The 22148-nt window shown below is 65.1% G+C and carries 22 protein-coding genes and 1 pseudogene; 8 read left to right on the top strand and 15 right to left on the bottom strand.

Features of this window, described 5'->3' with window-relative positions; all coding sequences use genetic code 11:
• Positions 1 to 61: 61 nt before the first annotated feature.
• Positions 62 to 238: pseudogene (locus ABD974_RS18010) on the bottom strand (DUF2058 family protein); the annotation flags it as partial.
• Between the two features lie 68 nt (positions 239 to 306).
• Between ABD974_RS18010 and ABD974_RS18015 the strand changes: the two are divergent.
• Positions 307 to 804, top strand: coding sequence for a M48 metallopeptidase family protein (locus tag ABD974_RS18015; protein WP_345304732.1), 498 nt, complete (start codon positions 307 to 309; stop codon positions 802 to 804).
• A 100-nt stretch (positions 805 to 904) separates the two neighbouring features.
• On the opposite strand, the gene ABD974_RS18020 is transcribed toward ABD974_RS18015, so the two are convergent.
• Positions 905 to 2209 (bottom strand): cytochrome P450, encoded by a 1305-nt coding sequence (locus ABD974_RS18020; protein ID WP_345304733.1) that lies wholly within the window; start codon positions 2207 to 2209, stop codon positions 905 to 907.
• 58 nt (positions 2210 to 2267) lie between these two features.
• Positions 2268 to 2537 carry a hypothetical protein gene (locus tag ABD974_RS18025; RefSeq protein WP_345304734.1) on the bottom strand — a complete coding sequence of 90 codons (270 nt, stop codon included), beginning with the start codon at positions 2535 to 2537 and terminating at the stop codon, positions 2268 to 2270.
• A 664-nt stretch (positions 2538 to 3201) separates the two neighbouring features.
• Between ABD974_RS18025 and ABD974_RS18030 the strand changes: the two genes are divergently transcribed.
• Together ABD974_RS18030 and ABD974_RS18035 are read left to right on the top strand one after the other, a co-directional pair.
• A complete protein-coding gene (locus tag ABD974_RS18030) occupies positions 3202 to 4188 on the top strand; it encodes a retron St85 family effector protein (RefSeq protein ID WP_345304735.1) in 987 nt (328 codons plus the stop codon).
• Entirely contained in the window at positions 4185 to 5138 is a 954-nt protein-coding gene (locus ABD974_RS18035; RefSeq protein WP_345304736.1) for a retron St85 family RNA-directed DNA polymerase, read from the top strand. The genes ABD974_RS18030 and ABD974_RS18035 overlap by 4 nt, the downstream gene beginning before the upstream one ends.
• Positions 5139 to 5416: 278 nt before the next feature.
• On the opposite strand, the gene ABD974_RS18040 is transcribed toward ABD974_RS18035, so the two are convergent.
• On the bottom strand, positions 5417 to 7669 hold the full coding sequence (locus ABD974_RS18040) for an AAA family ATPase (protein ID WP_345304737.1): 2253 nt from the start codon (positions 7667 to 7669) through the stop codon (positions 5417 to 5419).
• 267 nt (positions 7670 to 7936) lie between these two features.
• Here ABD974_RS18040 and ABD974_RS18045 point away from each other — a divergent pair, with 267 nt between their 5' ends.
• Positions 7937 to 8371: a hypothetical protein gene (locus ABD974_RS18045; RefSeq protein ID WP_345304738.1), complete on the top strand. Its 435-nt coding sequence runs from the start codon at positions 7937 to 7939 to the stop codon at positions 8369 to 8371.
• Here ABD974_RS18045 and ABD974_RS18050 read toward each other — a convergent pair whose 3' ends face one another.
• The 11 genes from ABD974_RS18050 to ABD974_RS18100 form a co-directional block, all read right to left on the bottom strand.
• Positions 8372 to 8818 (bottom strand): DUF3592 domain-containing protein, encoded by a 447-nt coding sequence (locus ABD974_RS18050; RefSeq protein ID WP_345304739.1) that lies wholly within the window; start codon positions 8816 to 8818, stop codon positions 8372 to 8374. It lies immediately after the preceding gene.
• A 22-nt stretch (positions 8819 to 8840) separates the two neighbouring features.
• The gene (locus ABD974_RS18055; RefSeq protein WP_345304740.1) at positions 8841 to 9716 is read right to left on the bottom strand and encodes a hypothetical protein; all 876 of its coding nucleotides are present in this window, start codon (positions 9714 to 9716) and stop codon (positions 8841 to 8843) included.
• Between the two features lie 23 nt (positions 9717 to 9739).
• Positions 9740 to 11107, bottom strand: a complete 1368-nt coding sequence (gene accC / locus ABD974_RS18060; protein WP_345304741.1) for an acetyl-CoA carboxylase biotin carboxylase subunit — start codon at positions 11105 to 11107, stop codon at positions 9740 to 9742.
• Between the two features lie 10 nt (positions 11108 to 11117).
• Positions 11118 to 11600 carry an acetyl-CoA carboxylase biotin carboxyl carrier protein gene (gene accB, locus ABD974_RS18065; RefSeq protein ID WP_345304742.1) on the bottom strand — a complete coding sequence of 161 codons (483 nt, stop codon included), beginning with the start codon at positions 11598 to 11600 and terminating at the stop codon, positions 11118 to 11120.
• Between the two features lie 45 nt (positions 11601 to 11645).
• On the bottom strand, positions 11646 to 12119 hold the full coding sequence (gene aroQ / locus ABD974_RS18070; RefSeq protein ID WP_345304743.1) for a type II 3-dehydroquinate dehydratase: 474 nt from the start codon (positions 12117 to 12119) through the stop codon (positions 11646 to 11648).
• 349 nt (positions 12120 to 12468) lie between these two features.
• Positions 12469 to 12921, bottom strand: a complete 453-nt coding sequence (locus ABD974_RS18075; protein ID WP_345304744.1) for a roadblock/LC7 domain-containing protein — start codon at positions 12919 to 12921, stop codon at positions 12469 to 12471.
• A 318-nt stretch (positions 12922 to 13239) separates the two neighbouring features.
• Positions 13240 to 13842 (bottom strand): TlpA family protein disulfide reductase, encoded by a 603-nt coding sequence (locus tag ABD974_RS18080; RefSeq protein ID WP_345304745.1) that lies wholly within the window; start codon positions 13840 to 13842, stop codon positions 13240 to 13242.
• A 10-nt stretch (positions 13843 to 13852) separates the two neighbouring features.
• Positions 13853 to 16183, bottom strand: a complete 2331-nt coding sequence (locus ABD974_RS18085) for a protein-disulfide reductase DsbD family protein (protein WP_345304746.1) — start codon at positions 16181 to 16183, stop codon at positions 13853 to 13855.
• 188 nt (positions 16184 to 16371) lie between these two features.
• Positions 16372 to 16779, bottom strand: coding sequence for a helix-turn-helix transcriptional regulator (locus ABD974_RS18090; RefSeq protein WP_345304747.1), 408 nt, complete (start codon positions 16777 to 16779; stop codon positions 16372 to 16374).
• A gap of 466 nt (positions 16780 to 17245) precedes the next feature.
• Positions 17246 to 17635: an MAPEG family protein gene (locus ABD974_RS18095; protein WP_345304748.1), complete on the bottom strand. Its 390-nt coding sequence runs from the start codon at positions 17633 to 17635 to the stop codon at positions 17246 to 17248.
• A gap of 130 nt (positions 17636 to 17765) precedes the next feature.
• Positions 17766 to 18698, bottom strand: a complete 933-nt coding sequence (locus ABD974_RS18100; RefSeq protein WP_345304749.1) for a carbohydrate kinase family protein — start codon at positions 18696 to 18698, stop codon at positions 17766 to 17768.
• A 353-nt stretch (positions 18699 to 19051) separates the two neighbouring features.
• Between ABD974_RS18100 and ABD974_RS18105 the strand changes: the two genes are divergently transcribed.
• The 4 genes from ABD974_RS18105 (at position 19052) to ABD974_RS18120 (ending at position 22136) form a co-directional block, all read left to right on the top strand.
• Positions 19052 to 20098 carry a rod shape-determining protein gene (locus tag ABD974_RS18105; protein WP_345304750.1) on the top strand — a complete coding sequence of 349 codons (1047 nt, stop codon included), beginning with the start codon at positions 19052 to 19054 and terminating at the stop codon, positions 20096 to 20098.
• A gap of 168 nt (positions 20099 to 20266) precedes the next feature.
• Positions 20267 to 21220, top strand: coding sequence for a rod shape-determining protein MreC (gene mreC, locus ABD974_RS18110; protein ID WP_345304751.1), 954 nt, complete (start codon positions 20267 to 20269; stop codon positions 21218 to 21220).
• On the top strand, positions 21217 to 21696 hold the full coding sequence (gene mreD, locus ABD974_RS18115; protein WP_345304752.1) for a rod shape-determining protein MreD: 480 nt from the start codon (positions 21217 to 21219) through the stop codon (positions 21694 to 21696). Before mreC ends, mreD begins: the two co-directional genes overlap by 4 nt.
• 11 nt (positions 21697 to 21707) lie before the next feature.
• Positions 21708 to 22136: a hypothetical protein gene (locus ABD974_RS18120; protein WP_345304753.1), complete on the top strand. Its 429-nt coding sequence runs from the start codon at positions 21708 to 21710 to the stop codon at positions 22134 to 22136.
• The last annotated feature ends 12 nt before the right edge of the window (positions 22137 to 22148 follow it).

Consider the following 22148-nt stretch of genomic DNA (forward strand, 5'->3'; position numbering starts at 1 on the left):
CTCGGGCACAATCCCCGTCAACCTCTACTTCCGGGTGACTCGAAGAAACAAGGACGCTTCAGTCGCGCTCGGCCTTCTCGGCCCGCGCCCGCTCCGCTTCCCGCTGGATCTCGCTGGGCGCCGCCGGTCCTTTTCCGTGCCGGGCCTTGATCTGCTCGCGCGCCACCTCGGACACCTTGGACTTCTTGACCAGGCCCGCCTTGAGCAGCTGTTCCTGGAGCGGATTCCCCTTCGCCATGACGCAGTTTCCCGCCGATGATTTCGGGCCCATCATACCGGCCGTGCCCGCCGCCTGCCCCGCTGCCGATGCAAGCCTTGAAATACTTCGCCGGTTATCCCGAACCCCTGCAGGCGAAGGTGCGCGCGCTGATCGAGCAGGATCGGCTGGGCGCGCTGCTGGCGGAGAAATACGACCAGCCCCACGCGGTGCGCAACGATGGCCAGTTGTACGAGTACGTGCAGGCGCTCAAGGACCGGCATCTGCGCAAATCGGTGCCGCTGGGCAAGGTGATCTACGACGGCAAACTGCAGGTGATGCAGCACGCGCTCGGCACCCACACCGCCATCAGCCGCGTCCACGGCGGCCGGCTCAAGGCCAGCCGCGAAATCCGCATCGCCACCGTGTTTCGCGACGCGCCCGCCGAGTTCCTGAAGATGATCGTCGTGCATGAACTGGCGCACATGAAGGAAGCCGAGCACAACAAGGCCTTCTACCAGTTGTGCACCCACATGGCGCCCGACTACCACCAGCTGGAGTTCGATCTGCGGCTTTACCTGACGCATCTCGATGCCGCGCGTGAGTGAGACGTTCGCCGGCGGCCGTCGACCGTTCGAAGCGGGTGCATGACGATTCGCGCATGCACCCTGCGAAAGCGCTCCGTTCGGTGGCCGTTCGGGCGCGTGCCTACACGCTGACCGGGATCTCCTTCGCACCGCGCACGTTGATCCGGCCGTTCCAGCGCACCGGGCCGGCCAACGCCAGTCGCGGGAACCTCGCCACCAGCCGGCCGATCGCCACCCGGGCTTCCAGCCGGCCGAGCGCGGAGCCGAGGCAGTGGTGCGCGCCGAGGCTGAACGATACGTGCTGGCGGGCCTGTTCGCGATCGATCCGCAGCTTGTCGGCATCCGGGCCGAACACCCGCTCATCCCGGTTGGCGGAGCCGATGCAGGTCACCACCAGCGCGCCGGGAGGGATCTCCCGGTCTCCGAGCGGGTATGGGGCGAGGGTGATCCGGCTGGTTTCCTGGAGCGGACTCTCGTAGCGCAGGAATTCCTCGACCGCGTTGCCGATCAGGTCCGGGTTCGACCGCAGCAGCGCCAATTGATCCGGGTTGCGCAGCAGCGCGATCACCCCGTTGCCAATCAGGTTGACGGTCGTATGGTGGCCGGCGAGATACAGCAGCATGACCTGGGCCACCAGTTCCTCGTCGGTGAGCAGGTCGCCGTGCTGTTCCGCCTGGGTCAGCGCGGTCAGCAGGTCGTCGGCCGGGTGCTTGCGCTTCCACGCGATGATCTCCTGCATCATGCCCGACAGCTCGGCTTCGGCCTCCTCGACGGCGATCTTCGTCTTGATATCGAATGCGGCATCGATGCCCGGCGGTTCCAGCGCGATGACCAGCGCCTCGGTCAATTCGAGCAGCCGCTTCGGATCGGCGTCCGGCATGCCCAGCATCGTCGTGATCACCGTGAACGGCAACGGATACGCGAACGCTTCGGCCAGATCGACCGAGCCGGCATCGGCGATGCGATCCAGCGACGCATCGACCAGTCCGGTGATCATCGGCTCCATCGCCGCGATCGCGCGCGGCGTGAACACCCGGCCCACCAGCGACCGCAGTCGGGTGTGGTCCGGCGGGTCGGTGACCACCATGGACACCCGCTTGAGCGGCGTGTCCGCGATGAGTTCGTTGATCTGGTCGCGAATCGGACCGGGGGTGAGGTTGTGGCTCTTCACCGACATGCGCGCATCGCGTACCACTTTCGACACCTCGGCATGCCGGGACACGAACCAGAACCCCATCGGGTGCTCCTGCACCGGATCGGTGTCGCGCAACATCCGATAGTGCTCGTACGGGCTCTCCTCGAACCCCGGCGTGAACGGGTTGAAGAAAACCGGCGGCGTTCGCCGCTTCGGGCTGCCCTCGGTTTCCGGGATCGTGTGTGTTTCCTGAATCGCATCCGCCATCAACGGTGCATCCGTGTTCATCATGGTCTGATTCCTTTCGCTGTTCGTGAAACCCGCGGCGCGCTCGTCGCGCCGAGCGGCACTATACAAGTTTATGGCGCGCGCGCAGCGACAACGTCAACGGCGGATGCCATGAAAAAAGTGCATGAGGTTTCGCATCTGCGCACGATTCGCAGGCGTTTTGCGACTTTTTCCTGAACGGAATGCGGATGGTTTCATGCGCAACCGTCAACCGGGCCTCGCGAATGAAAAAAGACACCGGTTGTCCACGCTTGCTTTCGCAGGGCGCATCAGCCGAAGGCGTCATGCGCCGTGAGGCGTCATCGATGGCGAATGCCATGAAGGCGTGCATGATCCTTCGATTCTGCACCAACGCGCATGCGCCTTGCGGCCTCGATTACTGCGGCATCGCATCGTGCGCCCCCCGCATCGTATGACCTTGGACTAATGACATCGTGTACCGCGTTGGCGCATCGCTCTTCGGAGCGCATCCGCTGAAAGTTGCATGCGCACCCGGATGACGCTTTTTCCTTCTCCCCGCGCGCGGGGAGAAGGTGGCCGAAGGCCGGATGAGGGGCTGCGGGCGGAGGTTGCGATGGTCTTGGATTCGTACCGGAAACGAGCGTTTGGCTTCTGTAGGCTGGGTGCTTTGCACCCAGCGCAATGTCCGGTGGAGGCTGGGTCGATGAGCCGGCTTGCGGTCCTCCGCTGACGCACCGTATGCGTATGACGGCTTTAGTATTCGTGCAACAACGATCCGCCAATGTCAGCGTTGAGGAATAGGTATCCACGGGGACGCTATAGAGTGGGGACACGAAATGTTACGCGACCTTGAGGATTCAAAAAGTCTTTGCTAGGCTTAATCCATCACCTAGCCGAGCCTGATGTTAGGGCTTTGAGCCAGACGCTTCGTCAGGCCATAGGAATTGAAAGGTATTGTCGCGGCGAATCCCTTTGGGCTTCGCCTACGGCAAAGCCCAAAGGGATTCGCCGCTTTCAAGTAGGTGGTCAGATTCGTGAACGTAAAGGATGACCCGGCGTTCACTAATCTGTTTGAGCTAACGGCCGGCCTGTTCATACAGGCCGGCCTTCGTTTTTCTAGTACACCCCTCATTACGTTTGTATGTGGTGGTACAGACGAGTTCGATTCGCCATCTATCAGAAGTTTGCCGGGTTATCCGCAATGGGTGATGAGAATGGCAGATATCTTTAGGGCCGATGTACCTAAACAGTTGAGCTTTCGAAAAAGGTTCATTGACTGGGCTCTTGTCAATGAGCCTAGGTTGGCATGTGTGCGTGCTGAGACCGCGATAACTGATCTTATGGGTGCTATTCGTGTGCGAGGCAAAACAGACGATCTAGCTGAGGTTGAGACAATCATCGCCGATGTCTGCGATCGAATTTTACTGTTTTGTGAGAGCCCAGGATCATTGGCAGAGCTCGGAATTTTTTGCATGAATGAAAAAATTTCCGGAATAACTCTTGTTGTGCTCCCCGAACAGCATCAAGGTGGATCATTTATAAATAGAGGGCCTGTTGCACGAATAGCGAGGCAGAGTAACTTCGTGCCAGCGGTAATCGGCGCGGACTATGTTTCTGTATTTAGAGGGATTTCACAGCGGCTTACTGCAGATCCTCCTCACAACGAAAATTTTGATTCTTCTTTATGGGACGATCTAACGCTAAGGCAAAAATTCTGCATCATCGACATGCTGCTCGATATTTCTGGCGTTCTTACAGATGATGATCTTAAAGACATAGTGCGCAGAATAGCCGGAAAGTTTGATTATTGGGAAGTTCAATTGCTCGTAGGAATTATACTTGCTTTGGGGAGAGGGGCTCGGACTAAAAGCGGATTTTTAGCGAGAGTTGCGCGAATACCTCCTGAAAGATTTATATTAGGGCAAGACAAGAATTTTCGAGATATGAAAGCACGCTGGATTTCTAGGTATCGTAAGAGTGGTTTGCCTCAATACTTAGAGTATATGGAGGTAAATAGGTGAATAAATCTGATCTCCTTGAAAAGCTTTCTCTCGCACTTAGGGTTCCAGCCGCTGAATTGGAGAAGATGCTAAATAATGCTCCATACAGATATAGGCATTACCAGATAAAAAAGAGAACTGGTGGGTGGAGAGATATTTACCAGCCTACTGCATCCTTGAAGGAGGTGCAGCGCTGGCTAATACGCGAGTGCTTCGCGTCACTTCCAGTGTCCGATGCGGTTTTTTCTTATAGGGCAGGTCTTGGAATAAAGGATCACGCGCTTGCTCATTCGAAAAGTAATTATTTCCTGAGGCTGGATTTCACTGATTTTTTTCCCTCTATAGGTGGCGTTGAGCTTTTTCTTTATCTAAAAAATATGCGCTCTTTAGGAAAAATTGCACTCGATGATGAGGCTTTGAATTTTTCTGTTAATTGTCTTTGTCGAAAAAAAGATGATGCGCATGGTCTGAAAGGGCTCTCTTTAACTATCGGTGCCCCATCATCTCCATATCTTTCAAATTCAATAATTTATGAATTTGATGAATTTATGTTAAGAGCCGCTTCTAATAGTGGAGGCATTTATACAAGATATGCAGATGATATATACATATCATCTAAGGAAATTTGGCCTTCAAAAAAAATGGAAGAGCAAGCCAGGTCCGCTCTAAGCAGATATGCGCCATTTCTGAAAATAAATGAATATAAAGTTAGAAGATTTTCTAGGAAAAGAAGAGTCAATATTTGTGGATTAAATATAACATCAATTCGCAATGTCTCTGTCGGGAGGGATGTAAAAAAACTCATCAGAGCCAAGATTGATTATGCAATGAATGATCGTTTAGATAAAAAAGAACTAGAAAGTCTGAGGGGATGGCTTTCATATGTAGAAAGCATTGAGCCTGGTTATATTTCTAAAAATTCAGAGAGGGTCGGAGTTGATTTGTTCGATCAGAAAATTAACAAAAAATAATTTTGAATTTGAAAAGACGGTAAAACGTAATCCGGGGCAGCAGCTTCCGCCAATGTGGAACGGGTAAACAATACCGGCGGAACCGCCTTCGGCGGTTCCGCCCTGCGCGATATTGGCTCCGTTTCGAAACCACCCGCCACATGCCCCAACCCCACCGCCTCCCAACCCCATCGCGCCTTCCGGCGCTCCCACAAAAGCGGTGGGCGATCGTTGTGGTGATTTCGATTGAGCGAATCGATTGATCGGGGTCTGTGGGCGAAACCTCTCGGCCGAACCTCTCAGCCGAAATCCCCGAGTTCGATCGCGATCGCTTCCGGGTCGCCGGCGTCGATGGCGCGGGCGACGGCGCGGTGTTCGGCGGATTCGACCCAGCTTCTGAGGTCGCGGCCGCTCTTGCCGTCGGCACGGACGGCCAGTGTTTCCGCGCCTGTCGCGATGTCGAAGGCCAGCGGTTTGTCGCGCAACATCACCTGCAGCAGCTTCACGATGCCATCGCGGTCGGGCAGGGGGATTTCGATCTGTTTCGGCAGGCGCGACAGCACGGCGGCGTCGATCTGGTCGCGGCGGTTGGTGGCGGCTAGGACGAACACCGGCTGCGTCTGTGCGGCGATGCCGTCCATTTCCTGCAGCAGCTGGCCGACGATTTCGGTGAGGATGCTGTCGTTCTGGCCGCCGCGCGCGGCGGCGACGATGTCGATCTCGTCGATGAAGAGCAGCGATGGCGCCGATTCGCGCGCGCGTTCGAACAGTTCGCGCACCTTCTGTCCGCTCTGGCCGAGGAAGCCCTGCTTGATGTCGGCGGTGGACGCGGCGATGAAGCGCAGGCCGGTTTCGTTGGCGAGCGTACGCGCGATCTGGGTCTTGCCGGTGCCGGGCGGGCCGTAGAGCAGCAGGCCGCGCGGCACGCCGATGCCGCGCTTGCGGAAGGTGTCCGCGTGCTGCAGCAGGCCGGCGGTGGTCTTCAGTTCCTTCAGCGTCTCGTCGGCGAGGATCAGCGTGTCCCAGCGCGCGCCGGCATCGGTCGCGGTGGAGCCCTGCTTGCGCATCGCCGCGGTCATCGCGGCCAGGGTGTCGTCGGACAACGGCTGCTTCGTGCCGTGTTCGCGCGCGACGCGGCGCGACAGACTCACCAGATCGCGTCCCGACATGCCGGCGGTCAGGGCTTCGGTCTGTGCGGGCAGCGGCGGCGGAATCGACAATCGCGCGAATTCGCCGGCGAGGATTTCCAGCCGCTGATGGCCGTCGGGCAGGCCGATTTCCAGCTGATCCTCGAAGCGCGACAGCAGCGCGGGATCGATCAGGTCGCGACGGTTGGTCGCGCCCACCACCCAGACGTGGGTCTGTTTCTCGAAACCGTCCCATTGCGCGAGGAAGGCGGTGACGATTTCCTCGACGAAGCTGTCGGTGTTGACGCCGCCGCGTCGGCCGAACACGCCTTCGCATTCGTCGACGAAGATCACCGCGCGCGGTTCGGCGCGGGCCTTGCTCCACAGCGCCTTCACGTTTTCGCCGCTCTGACCGATGAAGCCGGATTTCAGGTCGGTGAGCGACAGCGGGAAGAACGCGCAGCCCATGCTGTCGGCGAAGGTGCGGGCGATGGTGGTCTTGCCGGTGCCGGGCGGGCCGTACAGCAGCAGGCCGCGCGTGGCCGATGCGCTGCCGGCGGCGAAATGCGCGGCCAGCGAGATCAGCCGCGTCTTCACCGCGGGCGCCAGCGCGACCTTCGCCCAGGCCTGCTGCGGATTCGCGACCGCCTGCGGCTCGGTCTGCCCGGAGCGCAGCGTGCGGCTGCGTTCGATGCGGCCGGCGTGCTTCGCGTTGAGGTCGCAGCCGCGGTCGAAGTCTTCGGCGAGCGCGCGCACGTCCTTCGGCAGCGGCGGGAAGGCGTCGTGCTGCAGCAGATCGCGATCCCAGACGATGATCGGCAGGCGCCCCACCGTGCGCAGCGGGATGACCGCAAGGCCGCGGTCGTGGGCGTCGCTGATCGCGATCACGATGTCGCCCGGTTCGATGCCGCGCATGCCTTTCCAGGCCTGCAGCGCGAAGCCGGTGGGCGAACCGGGAGTGCGCGCGGATACATACACGAACGGAAAGCCGGGATCGCCTTCGGTGTGCTCCAGACGCATCAGCCGGAAGCGATGGCGCGTCAGCGCGAGCCGCGGCAGCAGCCACCGTTCGACCGCGACCAGCGCCGCGATCGCGGCGACCACCCACCACAGCGGAATTCGCGGCAGCGCCGGCAACCGTTGCGTCAGGAACTGCGGCAACCACGCCGTCTGCGACGCGGACGCGATGGCGATCGCGACCAGCAGCACGCAGGTCAGCACCAGCCACAGCGAGGGCGCGGACATCGCGACCCGGCGGCCCTGTTCGCGCCAGTGCCGCGGCGGCTTGAGCAGCCGGCGCATGCCCTGGGTGGCGTAATGCCGGCGCAGGGTGCGGTCGATGCGCCGCGAAACGCCCAGCAGTTCGGTTTCCAGCGTCCGGAGGTCTTCGCCGCGCGTGCGGCCGCCGCTCTGCTGCGGATTCACGTCCCTGCCCGTCCCGTCGCGATGGTCGAAGTCCGGATGATAGCCGGCCGCGGCGGCGCGGGTTTTGCGTTATGGTGGATCGATCCGGAATGTTCCGGACCTGCCACGGCCAGGGGGGCGTGGCGGTCGAACATCGGCGCTGCGTGGCCTTCGCCGTTGGGCGGATCGCCGCGATCGGCGTCCGCGTCTTCGTTCCCCGATCCTCCCGTCGGTCGCGGCCCCCGCCGCGGCCGGATGCCGCGTCGTTTCCGGGAAGGATGTGCCACGATGGCTTTCGGTACTTTCAATGAGCGCATCGCGATCGCGGTGGGTCTGGTCATCGCGCGGTTTCCGAACGCGCGCCTGCATCTGGCCGAAGGCACGGCGTCCACCGGGCCCACCACCACGCCGATGGCCATCGATCGCCTGAAACTGCTGTTCCGCAGCACCGACGGCATGGCGCTGGCGGTCGAGGAAACCGGCTATGGCGAATTCGGGCCGCTGCGTCGTCTCGACCCGCCGCCCGCGCTGGGCCCGCCGCTGGACTGGCCGATCGCGATGGATCTGCCCGAGGCCGACAATCTCAAGGAACAGGCGGCCTACATCGATCCCTATGCGACCGTGATCCTGCGTGCGGGACGCGGCGGCGCCGAGTTTGTGTTCGGCGGCAATCCCGAGTGCGCGGATGTGGTGGTGGAGGCGGTCGGCCGGATGGTGCGCTGATCAGCGCGACCGGTTGCGCACGAACGAGACGAACGCCAGTACCGCGGCGAACAGGAACGCCAGCAGCGCGCCGCCCCACACCCGCAGCGATGCACCGGTGCCGTGGAGGGCGTCCTGCGGCGCATCGCGCGGGACCAGCATCGGCACGCGCTGGCCCGGCCGCAGATCGGCGTTCGCCAACGGCTGGCCGTGGCCCTTGTGTTTGCCGGCGCCGACTTCGACGGTGTAGTCGCGACCCGCGTGGGCGAAGCGGATCGCGGCGGTGTAGCGCGTGCAGTCGTATTTGCGCTTGCCGTGCTTGCGCGAGCGGTTGCAGCGGTCGTCGCGCGCGTCGATGCGCTCGACCACGCCCTCGGTGCGTTCGGATTTCGCCACGAAGCGCGCGGCATGCGCGCCCAGCACCAGGCCGGTGACGAGCGCGATGCCGGCGAGGAGTCGGAGCAGCATGCGGACGATCATGTCGACGATCTCAGGGTGAGGGCGATTCGCCGATGGGCATGGCCGGGATATCGACCGCTTTGAGCGAGATCGGAAGCCGCCCGATCGCACCCCTGCCTGCCGGCTGCGGCCGCGGCCCGAGCGGCATCCGCGATCGCAGCGCCCAGGCCACGAACATGCGATCGATGGCGCTGTCGCCCGAGCCGGTCTCGATGTCGGCATCGCGGACGTCGCCGCAGGGATTGAGCACGAGCCGCAGCACCACGGTGGCGGTCGTCAATCCGGAACGCGCGATCGCCCGCTCGATCGCATCAAGCGGCGGTCGAAATTTCGGTCCGGGCGTGCAGGTCTCCTGCAATGTGCGCTCGCGCCATTGCAGATGGGCGATGGCGGCCATGGTATTGCGCGGTTTCGCGGCGCGATGACGGCCGCGCTCGAACCACGCCTCGCACGCGGAGCGACTTTCGCTGCAGTAGCCCCAGCGCTCCGCGACGTATGTCTGCATCTCGCCGGGAACGCCCCGCGCGACATGATCGATGTCGCGCCATGCGCGGACGAGAGTCCCGTCCGCGCCGCGTTCGAAGCGCCAGCGGCCGGCAAACTCGCCCTCTTCGATTTCGACGACGGCATCCGGCTCGTCGAGTTCTGACGCCCGAGAGTCCGGACGCAGCGGCGCACGCAGCGCGGCCTCGAACGCGGCCGCCGATGAGAACCTCTGCATGGGCCTGGAGGTGTGGATCTTCGCGATGTCCTCGGCATCGGTCAGGATCAGCCGCGACGAGAACCGGGCCTCGGGCAGCGGCTCGTCCATCGGCAGCGGCGGCGCCTCCGCCGGTGTCGTGCCGGTCTGCGCCGAAGCGCAGACCGGCAGTGTCGCGATGAAGCACGCGATCGCAAACGAGACCACGCGCATCGTCGGCCGGCGCAGAGTCACAGGATCGACAGCGTCTTTTCCTTGCGCTCCGCAAGACGCTTTTCGAGGTAGTGGATGTTCTGGCCGCCGGTCTGGAAGCCGACGTCGGCCATGATCCGCTGCTGCAGCGGGATGTTGGTCTTGATGCCGTCGACGACCATTTCGCTGAGCGCGACCTTCATCCGCGCGATCGCGGTGGCGCGGTCGGGGCCGTGCACGATGAGCTTGCCGATCATCGAGTCGTAGTTCGCCGGTACCCGGTAGCCTTCGTAGATGTGCGAATCGACGCGCACGCCGGGGCCGCCGGCGGCGTGGAAATGCTTGATCAGGCCGGGCGAGGGCAGGAAGCTGTCCGGATCCTCGGCGTTGATGCGGCATTCGATGGCATGGCCGCTCAGCACGATGTCGCTTTGTTTGATGCTGAGCTTCTGCCCGGCGGCGATCATCAGCTGTTCCTTCACCAGATCGATGCCGGTGATCAGCTCGGTCACCGGATGTTCCACCTGGATGCGGGTGTTCATCTCGATGAAGTAGAAGCGACCGTTCTCGTACAGGAACTCGAAGGTGCCGGCGCCGCGATAGCCGATGCGCACGCAGGCTTCGGTGCAGACCTTGCCGATCTCGGCGCGCTGTTCCGGGGTGATGCCCGGCGCCGGCGCTTCCTCGACCACCTTCTGGTGGCGGCGCTGCATCGAGCAGTCGCGTTCGCCCAGATGGATCGCATTGCCCTGACCGTCGGCCAGCACCTGGATTTCGACGTGGCGCGGGTTCTCGAGGAACTTCTCCATGTAGACCTGTTCGTTGCCGAACGCGGCCTTGGCCTCGGTCTGGGTGGTCTGGATCGCGGCGTTCAACGCGGCCTCGGTATGCACCACGCGCATGCCGCGACCGCCACCGCCGCCGGCGGCCTTGATGATGACCGGATAGCCGATCTCGCGGGCGATGCGGACGTTCTCCTTGGCATCGTCGCCCAGCGGGCCGCCGCTGCCGGGCACGCAGGGCACGCCCGCGGCCTTCATCGCGCGGATCGCTTCGACCTTGTCGCCCATCATGCGGATGGTGTCGGCGCGCGGACCGATGAAGATGAAACCGGATTTCTCCACGCGTTCGGCGAAGTCGGCGTTCTCGCTGAGGAAGCCGTAGCCCGGGTGGATCGCCTGGGCGTCGGTGACTTCGGCCGCGGCGATGATCGCCGGCATGTTGAGGTAGCTGTCCTTCGAGGCGGCGGGGCCGATGCACACCGACTCGTCGGCCATGGCCACGTGTTTGAGGTTGCGGTCGACGGTGGAATGCACCGCGACCGTCTTGATGCCCAGCGCATGGCAGGCGCGCAGGATGCGCAGGGCGATCTCGCCGCGATTGGCGATGACGACTTTATCGAGCATGGGAGGGTCCTCAGCCGATCACGAACAGCGGCTGGTCGAACTCCACCGGCTGGCCGCTTTCGCACTGGATCGCGAGGACGGTGCCCGAGACGTCGGCTTCGATCGGGTTGAACATCTTCATGGCTTCGACGATGCCGAGCGTTTCGCCCGCCTTCACCGACTGGCCGACCTTCACGAACGCCGGCTTGTCCGGCGACGGCGAAGCGTAGAACGTGCCCACCATCGGCGAGCGCACGACGTGGCCGTCGGGCAGGTCCGAGGCCGGGCGCGAACCGCCGGTGGCGGCTTCCACCGGCGAGGCCATCGGCATCGCCGGCGCGGGGCGCTGGCTGTGTTCCATCTGCATCGGGGCCGGGGGCGGGAGGCTCATGGCGATGCCGCCCTTGGGCACCCGGGCCAGACGTACCGATTCTTCGCCTTCCTTGATTTCGATCTCCGCCAGATTCGATTCTTCCAGCAGGTCGATGAGTTTCTTGATTTTGCGCAGGTCCATGGTGTCGTTCTCGAAGATGGCCCGGACATCGTTCCGGGCGTCGGTTCAGGGAGCAGGTTGGAGGGATGGATCGAGGGCGTTGCTGTCGAGATGGCGGATCGCGGCGGTGAGCGCCAGACCGTAGCCGAGCGGGCCGAAGCCGGCGACGACCCCGACCGCCAGGTCGGTGAAATAGCTGGTGTGACGAAACGGTTCGCGCCTGTGCGGGTTGGACAGGTGCACTTCGATGAAGGGGATGCCGACCGCCGCCAGCGCGTCGCGGATCGCGACCGAGGTATGAGTGAAGGCGGCCGGGTTGATCAGGATGAAGTCGATGTGGCCGCGAGCGGACTGGATCTTCTCGACGAGGACGTGCTCGGCGTTGGACTGGAACGTTTCCAGTGCATGCCCGCCGTGGGCGCGGGCGCGTTCGACGAGATCGGCTTCGATTTCCGCGAGCGTCGCATGCCCGTAGATCCCGGGTTCGCGGGTGCCCAGCAGATTCAGGTTGGGGCCGTTCAAAACGAGCAGTCGCGCCATGAAACCGGTCCATCTCTTGGGAAGCCAGTCTGCTGGAAAGCCGGAGTAGTGTCCAGATCGACGAAGTTCGATTCTTTTTCAATCGATTGTTTTAAACGGAGCCGCCCCGGGAAAGCGGCCAGCCCCGATACCGGGCGCATGAAAATCGCATGCGAAGGTTGCACGGAAAGGTCGCATGGGCCGGTCGCACAAAAAGATACGGCCCCGGCATTGCTGCCTGGGGCCGTCGCCCTGCACGGGTTGTACGGACGTGTCGCGAAGGCGCCTGGGCCTGTTGCGACGTGCGGATCGGACGTGGGCGTCCGTGCCGCGGGATGGGATGTGGGCCCTCTGCTCGGTCGGTGTCCGATCAGCGCTCCGTCGACGCCGAACACAGCGTCGAGATGGTGGTGGCGCAGTGGCGGCTGAGACTGGCGACCAGGCCGGGATTGGTTTCGTGGCCGGTCGCGGTCAGCATCACCATCTGCTGGCCGGGACGGGGCACGCGGAGGATCACGGCGATGCCGGCATCGGTGTGCACGGTCATGTCGCTGAAGCCATGCTGGCCGAGGTCGCGTGTCAGGGTTTCCGCCATGTTCGACAGGGCGCTGGCGACCGCCGCGAGCCGCGGGGCGTCCATCATCGGTGCGGCCGCATGGGCGAGGTGGTGACCTTCCAGGTTCGACAGCACGCAGGCCTGTCCATCCGGGATGCCGGCGAGCATGCCGTGCATCGCGCGGACGACATCGTTGTATCGGCTGTACGCGAAGTACTTGCCGAACAACCTGCTCTGCGCTGGAAACGGGACGGTATTCGCGGACATGTGCGACGGACCTTGGCAAGGTGGGAGGGCACGGAATGCGCCCTGGCGGGAAGCCCACCGCAACATCCGATGTGCTCGCAAGAAGCGAAAGCATCGTTCGTGCCAATCGTGTCCGGGCCCGCTCTGGCGGGACCCGGAGCCGTGCCAGGATGGGAATTCTTCGCAAAAACAGCGCGCTTGCCCCTCCCGGACGGTGTCGCGGAGGGTCGGCAAGGCGGAGGTCACCTGTCGCAGGGGGTCAGCCGTGTGCCGTGCCGTGTCGCATCCTTCCGCCCCGCGGTGGGCCTGGACCAGGGTGCCGGCTGGCGGCAGCAGGACTCAGGGCCGGGCGGCGGCGGCGAACGCTTCCAGCTCGCCGGGCACGAATGGCCCGATCCGTCGCTTCAGCACCCGCCCGTCCGTGCCGATCAGGACCGAGTACGGCAGCACGCCGCGGACGTTGCCCAGGCGCACGCCCGCATCGGCGGGTCCCGGCGCATCGATCAGGATCGGATAGCCCACCGGCACCCGCGTCAGGAAGGCGCGCACGGCGTCGGGCTCGTCCAGGGCGATGCCGATCACCTGCACGCCGTCCGTCCCCTGCGTGGCGGCGAACCGCTGCAGTTCCGGCATTTCCTCGATGCAGGGGCCGCACCAGCTGGCCCAGACGTTGATCAGCAGCGGCCGTCCCGGCCAGGCGCCGGGCACGTCGGTGGTGCGGCCGTCCAGATTCCGCAGCCGCAGCGGCGGCAGGAGGTCGCCTTCGCGGACCACGGGCACGCCGGCCGGCGGTGGCGGCGCATCCGCTTCGATCGCGCCCTGCAGCAGCTTCTGCCCCAGCGCGCTGCGCCACAGCGGTCCCGGGCCGCTCACCAGCAATCCTGCGATGGCGCCGAGCGCGGCCGCCAGCAGGGCGACGATCAGGACGACGCGGGTGTTCATCGGCCCGCCGTCATTGCGCCGCGGCGGCCAGCGCCTCGCGCACGAGGGTCGGCGTCAGCACCGTCGGCAGCACCGTGCCTTCGCCGCCGTCGCGCGGATACACCACGTACAGCGGCACGCCGACGGCTTTGTAGCGCTGCAGATAGGCGGTGATCGCCGGATCCACGTCGGTCCAGTCGCCGACCATGTACACCGCGTCCGCGGCGGCGAGCGCGTCCTTGAAGCCATCGCGGGCGAACACCGCCTTTTCGTTGGCCTTGCAGGTCACGCACCAGTCGGCGGTCATGTTCACCAGCACGACACGGTTGGCCTTGCGCAGGTCGGCGAGGCGCTGTTCCGAGAACGGCACCGCATCGGATGCCGTCGGCAACTGCACCCGTGCCGCATCGGCGGCGGGCAGCTTCGAGATCGTCCACAGCATCCACGGCACACTCAGCAACGCCAGCAATGCGGCGACGATGCCCCAGCGCGTGCCGCGCATGCGCGCATGCGTCCACGCCCAGGCCGCGAACGCGACCGCGATCGCGGCCACCGCCCACCAGCCCACGGCGTCCGCGCCGCGCTGTTTCGCCAGTACCCACACCAGCCATGCGGCGGTGAGATAGAGCGGGAACGCGAGAATGCGTTTGAGCGTGTCCATCCACGCGCCCGGCTTCGGCAGCACCCGCGCCAGCGCGGGCACGAAACCGACCAGCAGGAACGGCAGCGCCAGGCCCAGGCCCAGGCACGCGAACACCAGCAGCGCCGGCACGGTGGAGGCCGAGAACGCCCAGCCCAGCGCCGGCGCCATGAACGGCGCGGTGCAGGGCGCGGCCACCACCACCGCGAGCACGCCGGTGAAGAAGTCGCCGGCCGCACCGCCGCGCGAGGCCAGGCCATGGCCGACGCCGGTCCAGCGTCCGCCCACGTGCCACACGCCCGAAAGGCTCAGGCCGAAGGCGAACATCACCAGACCGAGGAACGACACCACGCCCGGCTTCTGCAGCTGGAAGCCCCAGCCGAGCGCCTGTCCGAGGTGGCGCAGCGCCAGCACCGCGGCGCCCAGCGCGACGAAGCTCAGCAGCACGCCCGCGGCGTACCACAGCGCATGCGAACGCGCGCCCTGCGCGCTCTCGTTGTTCTCGATCAGGCCCAGCACCTTGATCGACAGCACCGGCAGCACGCAGGGCATCAGGTTGAGGATCAGTCCGCCCAGCAGCGCCAGCAGCATCGCCGAGAACAGGGTGCCGCTGGCGCGCGTGTCGGTGGGCGATGCCGCGGTGGACGGCGACGCGTCCGTCGTTGCGGCCGCAGCGGTGTCGGCGTCCGTCGGTGTCGAGAGGGTCGCTGGCGCGGTCGCCGGATCGTCGCCGGTCGTCGTCGTGCTGACGGTCGCCGCGGAGGCGTCGGTGGCGGCGGTGTCGTCGGTCGTTTCGACAGAGGTTTCGGTACGTACCTCGCCGCGCGGCAGCGCGATCCGCACCGAACGCGTCATCGGCGGATAGCAGATGCCGTCGTTCTGGCAGCCTTGGAAGGTCGCGCGCAGCGTCGCCGTCTGCGCATCGGGCTTCGTGCGCACCAGCGGCAGGGTGAGATCCACCGGGGCGAAGTAGACGATGACATCGCCGAAGTGTTCGTCGTGATGGACCTCGCCTTTCGGCCAGCGCGGCTTGCCGGCGACGACGCCGTCGGCGTCCAGCCGGAATGCGCTGCGGTCGCGGTAGAGGTAATAGCCCGGTGCCGGGGTGAACCGCAGCAGCAGGGTGTCGCCATCGCCGACGATGGCCTCGAAGCCGAAGGCCTTCTCTTCGGGCAGCGGCGGTGCCTTTCCGCCTGCGCCGAGGAGGCTGCCCAGCGGGCTGGTGCCGCCGCCGGCGAGCGGATTGAATCCAGCGGTCGACCCGGTCGATGCGGCCGCCGTGCCGGGCATCGTGACCGCGAGCGTGCGCGTCTGCGGCGGATAACAGATGCCGGCGTCGGCGCAGCCCTGATATTTGATTTTCAGCGACAGCGTGTCGCCCGCGACGGTGATGTCCGGCAGCGTCGCGACCAGTTCGCCGCGGTAGGTTTCGGTCTTGCCGAAGAACTCGTCCTCGTGCGGCTCGCCCTTGGGCAACCGCAGCGCGCCCGCGCGCACCGATGCCGATGCCGGCGCCACCGAGGTGCGATGGCGATAGAGGTAGTAGCCGTCGGCGATCTTCCAGTGGATCCGCACTGCGTCCGGGCCGGCCGCTTCGGCGCTCAGCACATAGGCCTGATCGACCGGCAGCAGATCGGATTCGTCGATCGCGGCCGCGGGCCACGCGACGAACAGCGACAGCAGCGCCAGGGCGGCGAACGGGCGACGGCAACTTGCGGGCATGGGGAATCGGTCCGGAACGCGAGGGGCGACAGGCAGGCCATCCGCGGAGGTCGGTTCCGCAGAGGGACTTGTCAGCCCGGCAGTGTAGATAGGCAGACAAGCCTCCGACAGCCTCCGGAGCCATCGGTTCCAGCAACGGGACGCTGCCGCAGACGGGCGCGGAGGCATCCGCACCGGCGCTGTACGGCTCATTCGCCCAATTGCGACCGCTTCGGGCGCGTGCGGCCCAGGCGCTTCGCGGTCAGTTCTTCCACGATCTCCACCAGCGCGATGCGGGTGCGCGGGGACGCCTCGCGGAACGCCTGCACGAGGCGCAGTTCCAGCAGGTCTTCGACCAGGATCGCGTCGGCCGCGGACACCGAATCCAGCACCGCATCCTCGGAGAGCTGCATCTTGCCGCGGCCGGTCGCCAGCCATTCGAAGGCCACGCTGGCCACCACCGCGACCGCGCGCAGATGCTCGACGCTCGGGTTCTTGCCCTGGGGCGACTCCCAGTGGCTGACTGCGCTGCGCTGCACGCCGATGGCCTCGGCCAGACGGGCCTGCGAGAGTCCGGCGTGTCTGCGCGCCAGTCGGATTCGGTCCTGGGGATTCATGTTTTTGTGATTCAACTCACTGAATGAAAGGGACTTTGCAGGTTTTTGAACATCGGTGTTGAAGATATGCCATTTGCCAGCAGTATTCACCTGGTTACTGAAATTGTCCTAACATTGTCCGCTTTCGGTGGCATGCCACTATTGATAGCATGCGAATCAGTCAGATAGCGCATTTTGCTGAAGTGCGCTCACCGGGATTGGCCGTTTTTCGGGGACCCCCGGGCTTCACAGGAAAAATGGCATGCGTATTCTCTCAACAGCCGGTATGGACGCTGGCTGCAATACGGAGGTTGCAAGGGGGGGAACGCACCTGCACGGGTGACGTCAGGATGGTCTTCTCCGGGAGCGCGCACTATATGTGCGCGCTCTTTTTTTGTGGGTCCGAAACCTTGCGGACACGAAAACGGCGCCCTTGGGCGCCGTTCTTTTTTGCGGCCTGCGGTCGCGTCCCGCGACCGGGGCGGGTTCAACCCACCCGCAGCGCCGCCTGCGCCATCAGCGCCAGCACGCAGCCGATCCCACCGAACCACGCCAGCGAGCGGAAAGTGCTCAGGCCGGCGAGGTAGAAGAAACCGTGCAGCACGCGGAAGACGACGAAGGTCGCCGCCAGCATCGCGATCCGGTTCGGATCCACGCCCGCGAACTGCGCCATCAGCACGCTCGCGGCGAACGGAGCGAAGGCCTCGAAGGCGTTGAGATGCGCGGCGTTGCCGCGATGGACCCGCGGATGCGTCTGCTTCGCGACCCAGCCGCGCGGATCGCCGTTGTCGTAGCCGCGGACGGCGAATTTGCCGACGCCGATCCAGACGTAGGGCAGTGCGGCGGCGATGAGGATGCACCAGTAGGCGATGGCCATGACGGACTCCGGAAGCGGAAAGGGATGCCGCCGGAACCCGGCGGCGCAGAAGGCATCAGGAGGCGCCCAGGGCGGCCGCGGGTGCGTGGCATCAAGCGCCCGGGCGGCCGCGGTCACGCGGCCTCCGGGGTTACAGCGCGTAGCCGAACTGCTGGCGGAACTGCTCGGCGAACTCTTCGTAGTCGAAGCGCTGGTTCTGGGTGCCGGGATGCTCGACCTTCAGCGCGCCCATGAGGTTGCCGATGCGGCCGATGGTCGGCCAGTCGTACTGTTTCTCGATGCCGAAGATCAGGCCGGCGCGGAAGGCGTCGCCGCAGCCCGTGGGGTCGGTGACCCGGCGCTCGTGGGCCGGCGGGATGTCGTAGGTCTTGCCGTCGGCGAAGATCCGCGCGCCGCGCGGGCCCTGGGTGGCGATGTAGGCCTTCACCTTGCCGGCGATGGTCTCCTCGCTCCAGCCGGTGCGCTCCTGCAGCAGGTTGGACTCGTAGTCGTTCACGGTGACGTAGTCGGCCTGCTCGATGAACGCCCGCAGTTCCTCGCCGTTGAACAGCGGCATGGCCTGGCCGGGATCGAAGATGAACGGGATGCCGGTTTCGGCGAATTCCTTCGAATTCTGCAGCATGCCCTCGCGGCCGTCGGGGCTGACGATGCCGAAGGTGACGCCCGGAACGTCCCTCACGTGGTTCTCGTACGACCGCATCATCGCGCCCGGATGGAAGGCGGTGATCTGGTTGTTGTCGTGGTCGGTAGTGATGAACGCCTGGGGCGTGAACAGCTCCGGGATTTCCTTCACGTGGTCCAGATTGATCGCCATTTCCGCGAACCAGTCTCGGTAAGGGCCGAAATCGGCGCCGACCGTGGCCATCGGGATCGGGTCGCCGCCCAGCAGTTTGAGGTTGTAGGCAATGTTGCCGGCGCAGCCGCCGAACTCGCGGCGCATCCTCGGCACCAGGAACGAGACGTTCAGGATGTGGACCTTGTCCGGGAGGATGTGGTTCTTGAACTGGTCGGGGAACACCATGATGGTGTCGTACGCCAGGGACCCGCAGATCAGGGCAGCCATCGCTGTGTTTTCGTCCTGGAAAAAATGAGGTTGGGAAAGATGTCGTGGGAAATCCGGCCGCATAGGGTAGCGGCTGGCTCCGGGGGAGGCCAGCGCGACCGCTGTGACGGCGGTTGCGCCGGACTTGCGCCGTGGCTTCCGGAATGCGCCGGAAGTCCTCAGTACAACGCGGTTTTTTTGTTACCCTACGTGGCTGCCGAAATCGCCCGCGGCGCCCGATTCCGGGCCCGTTTTTCCGGACAGGTTCTCCGGCTGCTTCGCCCCCCGTTTCCGTCCGTTCGCCCCGCCTCCCGCTCCGCCCCTCCGACCTCCCGTCGCACCCTCCGCACGCTTCCCCACCGGCACGCCTCCAGATGTTCAAAAAGTTCCGCGGCATGTTCTCCAACGACCTGTCCATCGACCTGGGCACGGCCAATACCCTCATCTTCGTCCGCGGCCAGGGCATCGTCCTGAACGAACCTTCGGTTGTCGCGGTCCGCCACGATCGCGTCGGCGGCGGCAACCGCTCGGTCGCCGCGGTCGGCAGCGAAGCCAAACAGATGCTCGGCCGCACGCCCGGCCACATCACCACGGTGCGTCCGATGAAGGACGGCGTGATCGCCGACTTCACCTACACCGAGGAAATGCTGAAGTACTTCATCCGCAAGGTGCACAAATCGCGCTTCCTCAAGCCCAGTCCGCGCGTGCTGGTGTGCGTGCCCTGCGGCTCGACGAATGTCGAACGTCGCGCGATCAAGGAATCGGCCGAAGAGGCCGGCGCGCGCGAGGTCTACCTGATCGAGGAACCGATGGCCGCAGCGATCGGCGCCGGCCTGCCGGTGACCGAAGCCCGCGGTTCGATGGTCATCGACATCGGCGGCGGCACCACCGAGATCGCGGTGATCGCGCTCAACGGCATCGTCTACGCGCAGTCGGTGCGCATCGGCGGCGACCGCTTCGATGAAGGCATCATCAACTACGTGCGCCGCGCCCACGGCACCCTGATCGGCGAAGCCACCGCCGAGCGCATCAAGCTCGAAATCGGTTGCGCCTATCCGCAGGCCAGCGTGCTGGAGATGGAAGTCTCCGGCCGCAATCTCGCCGAAGGCGTGCCGCGCGTGATCAAGCTCAATTCCAACGAAGTGCTGGACGCGCTGCGCGAGCCGCTGGGCGGCATCACCAGCGCGGTCAAGCTGGCGCTGGAACAGACCCCGCCGGAACTGTGCGCCGACGTCGCCGAACGCGGCATCGTGCTCACCGGCGGCGGCGCGCTGCTGCGCGACCTCGACAAGCTCATCAGCGAGGAAACCGGCCTGCACGTGCAGATCGCCGACGACCCGCTGACCTGCGTGGCCCGCGGCGGCGGACGCGCGCTGGAACTGGTCGACATGCACGGCAACGAGTTCTTCTCGCCCGAGTAACCGTATTCGGAGACGGGCCATCCCTGGCCCGCTCCGAAGCCTCGGGCAAGAAACGTGGTTCTTGCCCGAGGCCGCAACCGACCTGTGGTCGGTTGCGGTGGTCCCTCCGTGGACCACATCCACTGCTTCGACCAACCCATCGCCGCGCCTCTGACTCGGTATTCTGACGTGCCTCCCTACGCCGGCCCTTCCGCATCGCGCTCCGACGATATCGCCGGGACTCTGCGACTGCTGGTCGCGCTGGCGCTGGCGATCGCGCTGATGGTGATGGATCACCGCGGCGGTTGGCTCACCGCGATCCGCGGGCACATCGAAACCGCGGCGCAGCCGCTGTGGCGGCTGGCGGGGCTGCCGGCGAAGCTCGGCGACACCGTGCGCGACGATGCGTCCACGCGGTCGCGGCTCGCGAAAGAGAACGAGACCCTGCGCAATGCGCTGCTGATCAGCAGCGCGCGGATCGCGCGGCTGCAGGCGTCCGCGGCCGAGAACGCACGCCTGCGCGGCCTGCTCGGCGCGGTCGAGCAGGGCGGCCTCGACGTGCAACTGGCGCCGGTGCTCGACATCGCGCTCGATCCCACCCGCCAGCGGCTTACGCTGGACATCGGCGCCGATCAGGGCGTGACCATCGGTCAACCGGCGATCGACGCGGGCGGCCTGCTCGGACAGGTGACCGAAGTGCGTTCGAGCACCGCGACCGTGCTGCTGCTCACCGATCCCGACCACGCGGTGCCGGTGGCGGTGGCGCGCAACGGCATCCGCCTGGTCGCCTACGGCCGCGGCGACCGCATCGAGCTGGCCAACATTCCGACCTCCAGCGACGTGAAGGTCGGCGACCGCATCGTCACCTCCGGGCTCGGCGGTCGTTTCCCGCCGGGCTTCCCGGTCGGCACCCTCGTCAAGCTGCGTCGCGATGAGAGCCGCGCCTTCCTCGTCGGCGATCTCCAGCCCGCCGCGCAGCTCGACCGCGGTCGCGACGTGCTGCTGCTGCGTCGTGGTGCCACGCCGTCGCTGTCGCCTCCTGCGCCTGCGTCCGCCACGCCGCAGACGCCCGCCGCCGCGACCACCGGCGCGACCACCGGCGCCGCCGAAGCCGCCACGTCGCCCCCGGAGCCTGCACGATGAGCCGCGTGCGCCGCCCTTGGCTGTTCCCGGCGAGCATCTTCGCCGCGCTGCTGCTCGGCCTGATGCCGTTGCCGGCGATGATCGCGCCGCTGCGGCCCTATTGGCTGGCGCTGGTGCTCGCCTACTGGCTTCTGGAAGACCACGAACGCGTCGGCCTCGGCCTCGCCTTCGTCATCGGCCTGATCGCCGACATCGCCTTCGGCAGCGTGCTCGGCGAGCAGGCGCTGCGGCTGACGGTGATGACCTTCATCCTGCAGCGCTTCCGGCCGCAGCTGCGGTTCTTCCCGATGGCGCAGCAGGCGCTGGCCATCGCCGGCCTGCTGCTCAACGATCTGATCATCGTCACCGCCGCGCATTTCGTGCTCGGCCAGAAGATCCAGGGCTGGCTGCACTGGTGGACGCCGCTGATCGGCGCCGCGCTGTGGCCGCCGCTGTTCGTGCTGCTCGACGGCCTGCGCGTGGGCCGGAAGCGCTGAGGATATCCCGCATGCCTGCGAATGCCGCGATCTATCTCCCGCACGACGGCGTCGATCTGTCGACGCTGTTCCGCGATGCGAAAAGCGACAAGACCCTGTTCCGCAAGCCGACGTATTTCGATGTCGCCCTCGACGGCGACATCGTCCGCTTCAACGTCATGGAACCGTCGCGCGTCGAAGCGCATCTGCGCGGTTTCCTGGGCTACATCGACAGTCTCGACCAGGATGCGGCGCGCAAGCGCGACACCGCGAACGCGATCGCGCACACCCGGACCGTGCTGGGCCTGATCACCGAGCGCGATTTCGAACAGAACCCGGCCATCTGGCAGAGTCTGTTCCGGATCGCGGACGCGTACGACGGCTTCGTCTTCGTCCACGAGAGCGTGCTGCTGGCGAACGGCGCGGTGCTGGTCGGGCCGCTGCTGGACCTCGATCCATGACCGCGACCGCGG

It is taken from the genome of Lysobacter hankyongensis, from assembly GCF_039543145.1.
GTDB lineage: Bacteria > Pseudomonadota > Gammaproteobacteria > Xanthomonadales > Xanthomonadaceae > Lysobacter_I > Lysobacter_I hankyongensis.

Coding starts and splice junctions, on each gene's coding strand:
- ABD974_RS18045 (WP_345304738.1), top strand. CDS start 7,937: ATGGCTTTCGGTACTTTCAATGAGCGCATCGCGATCGCGGTGGGTCTG.
- ABD974_RS18090 (WP_345304747.1), bottom strand. CDS start 16,779: ATGAATCCCCAGGACCGAATCCGACTGGCGCGCAGACACGCCGGACTC.
- ABD974_RS18020 (WP_345304733.1), bottom strand. CDS start 2,209: ATGATGAACACGGATGCACCGTTGATGGCGGATGCGATTCAGGAAACA.
- ABD974_RS18120 (WP_345304753.1), top strand. CDS start 21,708: ATGCCTGCGAATGCCGCGATCTATCTCCCGCACGACGGCGTCGATCTG.
- aroQ (WP_345304743.1), bottom strand. CDS start 12,119: ATGGCGCGACTGCTCGTTTTGAACGGCCCCAACCTGAATCTGCTGGGC.
- ABD974_RS18080 (WP_345304745.1), bottom strand. CDS start 13,842: ATGAACACCCGCGTCGTCCTGATCGTCGCCCTGCTGGCGGCCGCGCTC.
- ABD974_RS18105 (WP_345304750.1), top strand. CDS start 19,052: ATGTTCAAAAAGTTCCGCGGCATGTTCTCCAACGACCTGTCCATCGAC.
- accB (WP_345304742.1), bottom strand. CDS start 11,600: ATGGACCTGCGCAAAATCAAGAAACTCATCGACCTGCTGGAAGAATCG.
- ABD974_RS18095 (WP_345304748.1), bottom strand. CDS start 17,635: ATGGCCATCGCCTACTGGTGCATCCTCATCGCCGCCGCACTGCCCTAC.
- ABD974_RS18025 (WP_345304734.1), bottom strand. CDS start 2,537: ATGCACGCCTTCATGGCATTCGCCATCGATGACGCCTCACGGCGCATG.
- ABD974_RS18075 (WP_345304744.1), bottom strand. CDS start 12,921: ATGTCCGCGAATACCGTCCCGTTTCCAGCGCAGAGCAGGTTGTTCGGC.
- ABD974_RS18100 (WP_345304749.1), bottom strand. CDS start 18,698: ATGGCTGCCCTGATCTGCGGGTCCCTGGCGTACGACACCATCATGGTG.
- ABD974_RS18085 (WP_345304746.1), bottom strand. CDS start 16,183: ATGCCCGCAAGTTGCCGTCGCCCGTTCGCCGCCCTGGCGCTGCTGTCG.
- accC (WP_345304741.1), bottom strand. CDS start 11,107: ATGCTCGATAAAGTCGTCATCGCCAATCGCGGCGAGATCGCCCTGCGC.
- ABD974_RS18015 (WP_345304732.1), top strand. CDS start 307: ATGCAAGCCTTGAAATACTTCGCCGGTTATCCCGAACCCCTGCAGGCG.
- mreD (WP_345304752.1), top strand. CDS start 21,217: ATGAGCCGCGTGCGCCGCCCTTGGCTGTTCCCGGCGAGCATCTTCGCC.
- ABD974_RS18050 (WP_345304739.1), bottom strand. CDS start 8,818: ATGCTGCTCCGACTCCTCGCCGGCATCGCGCTCGTCACCGGCCTGGTG.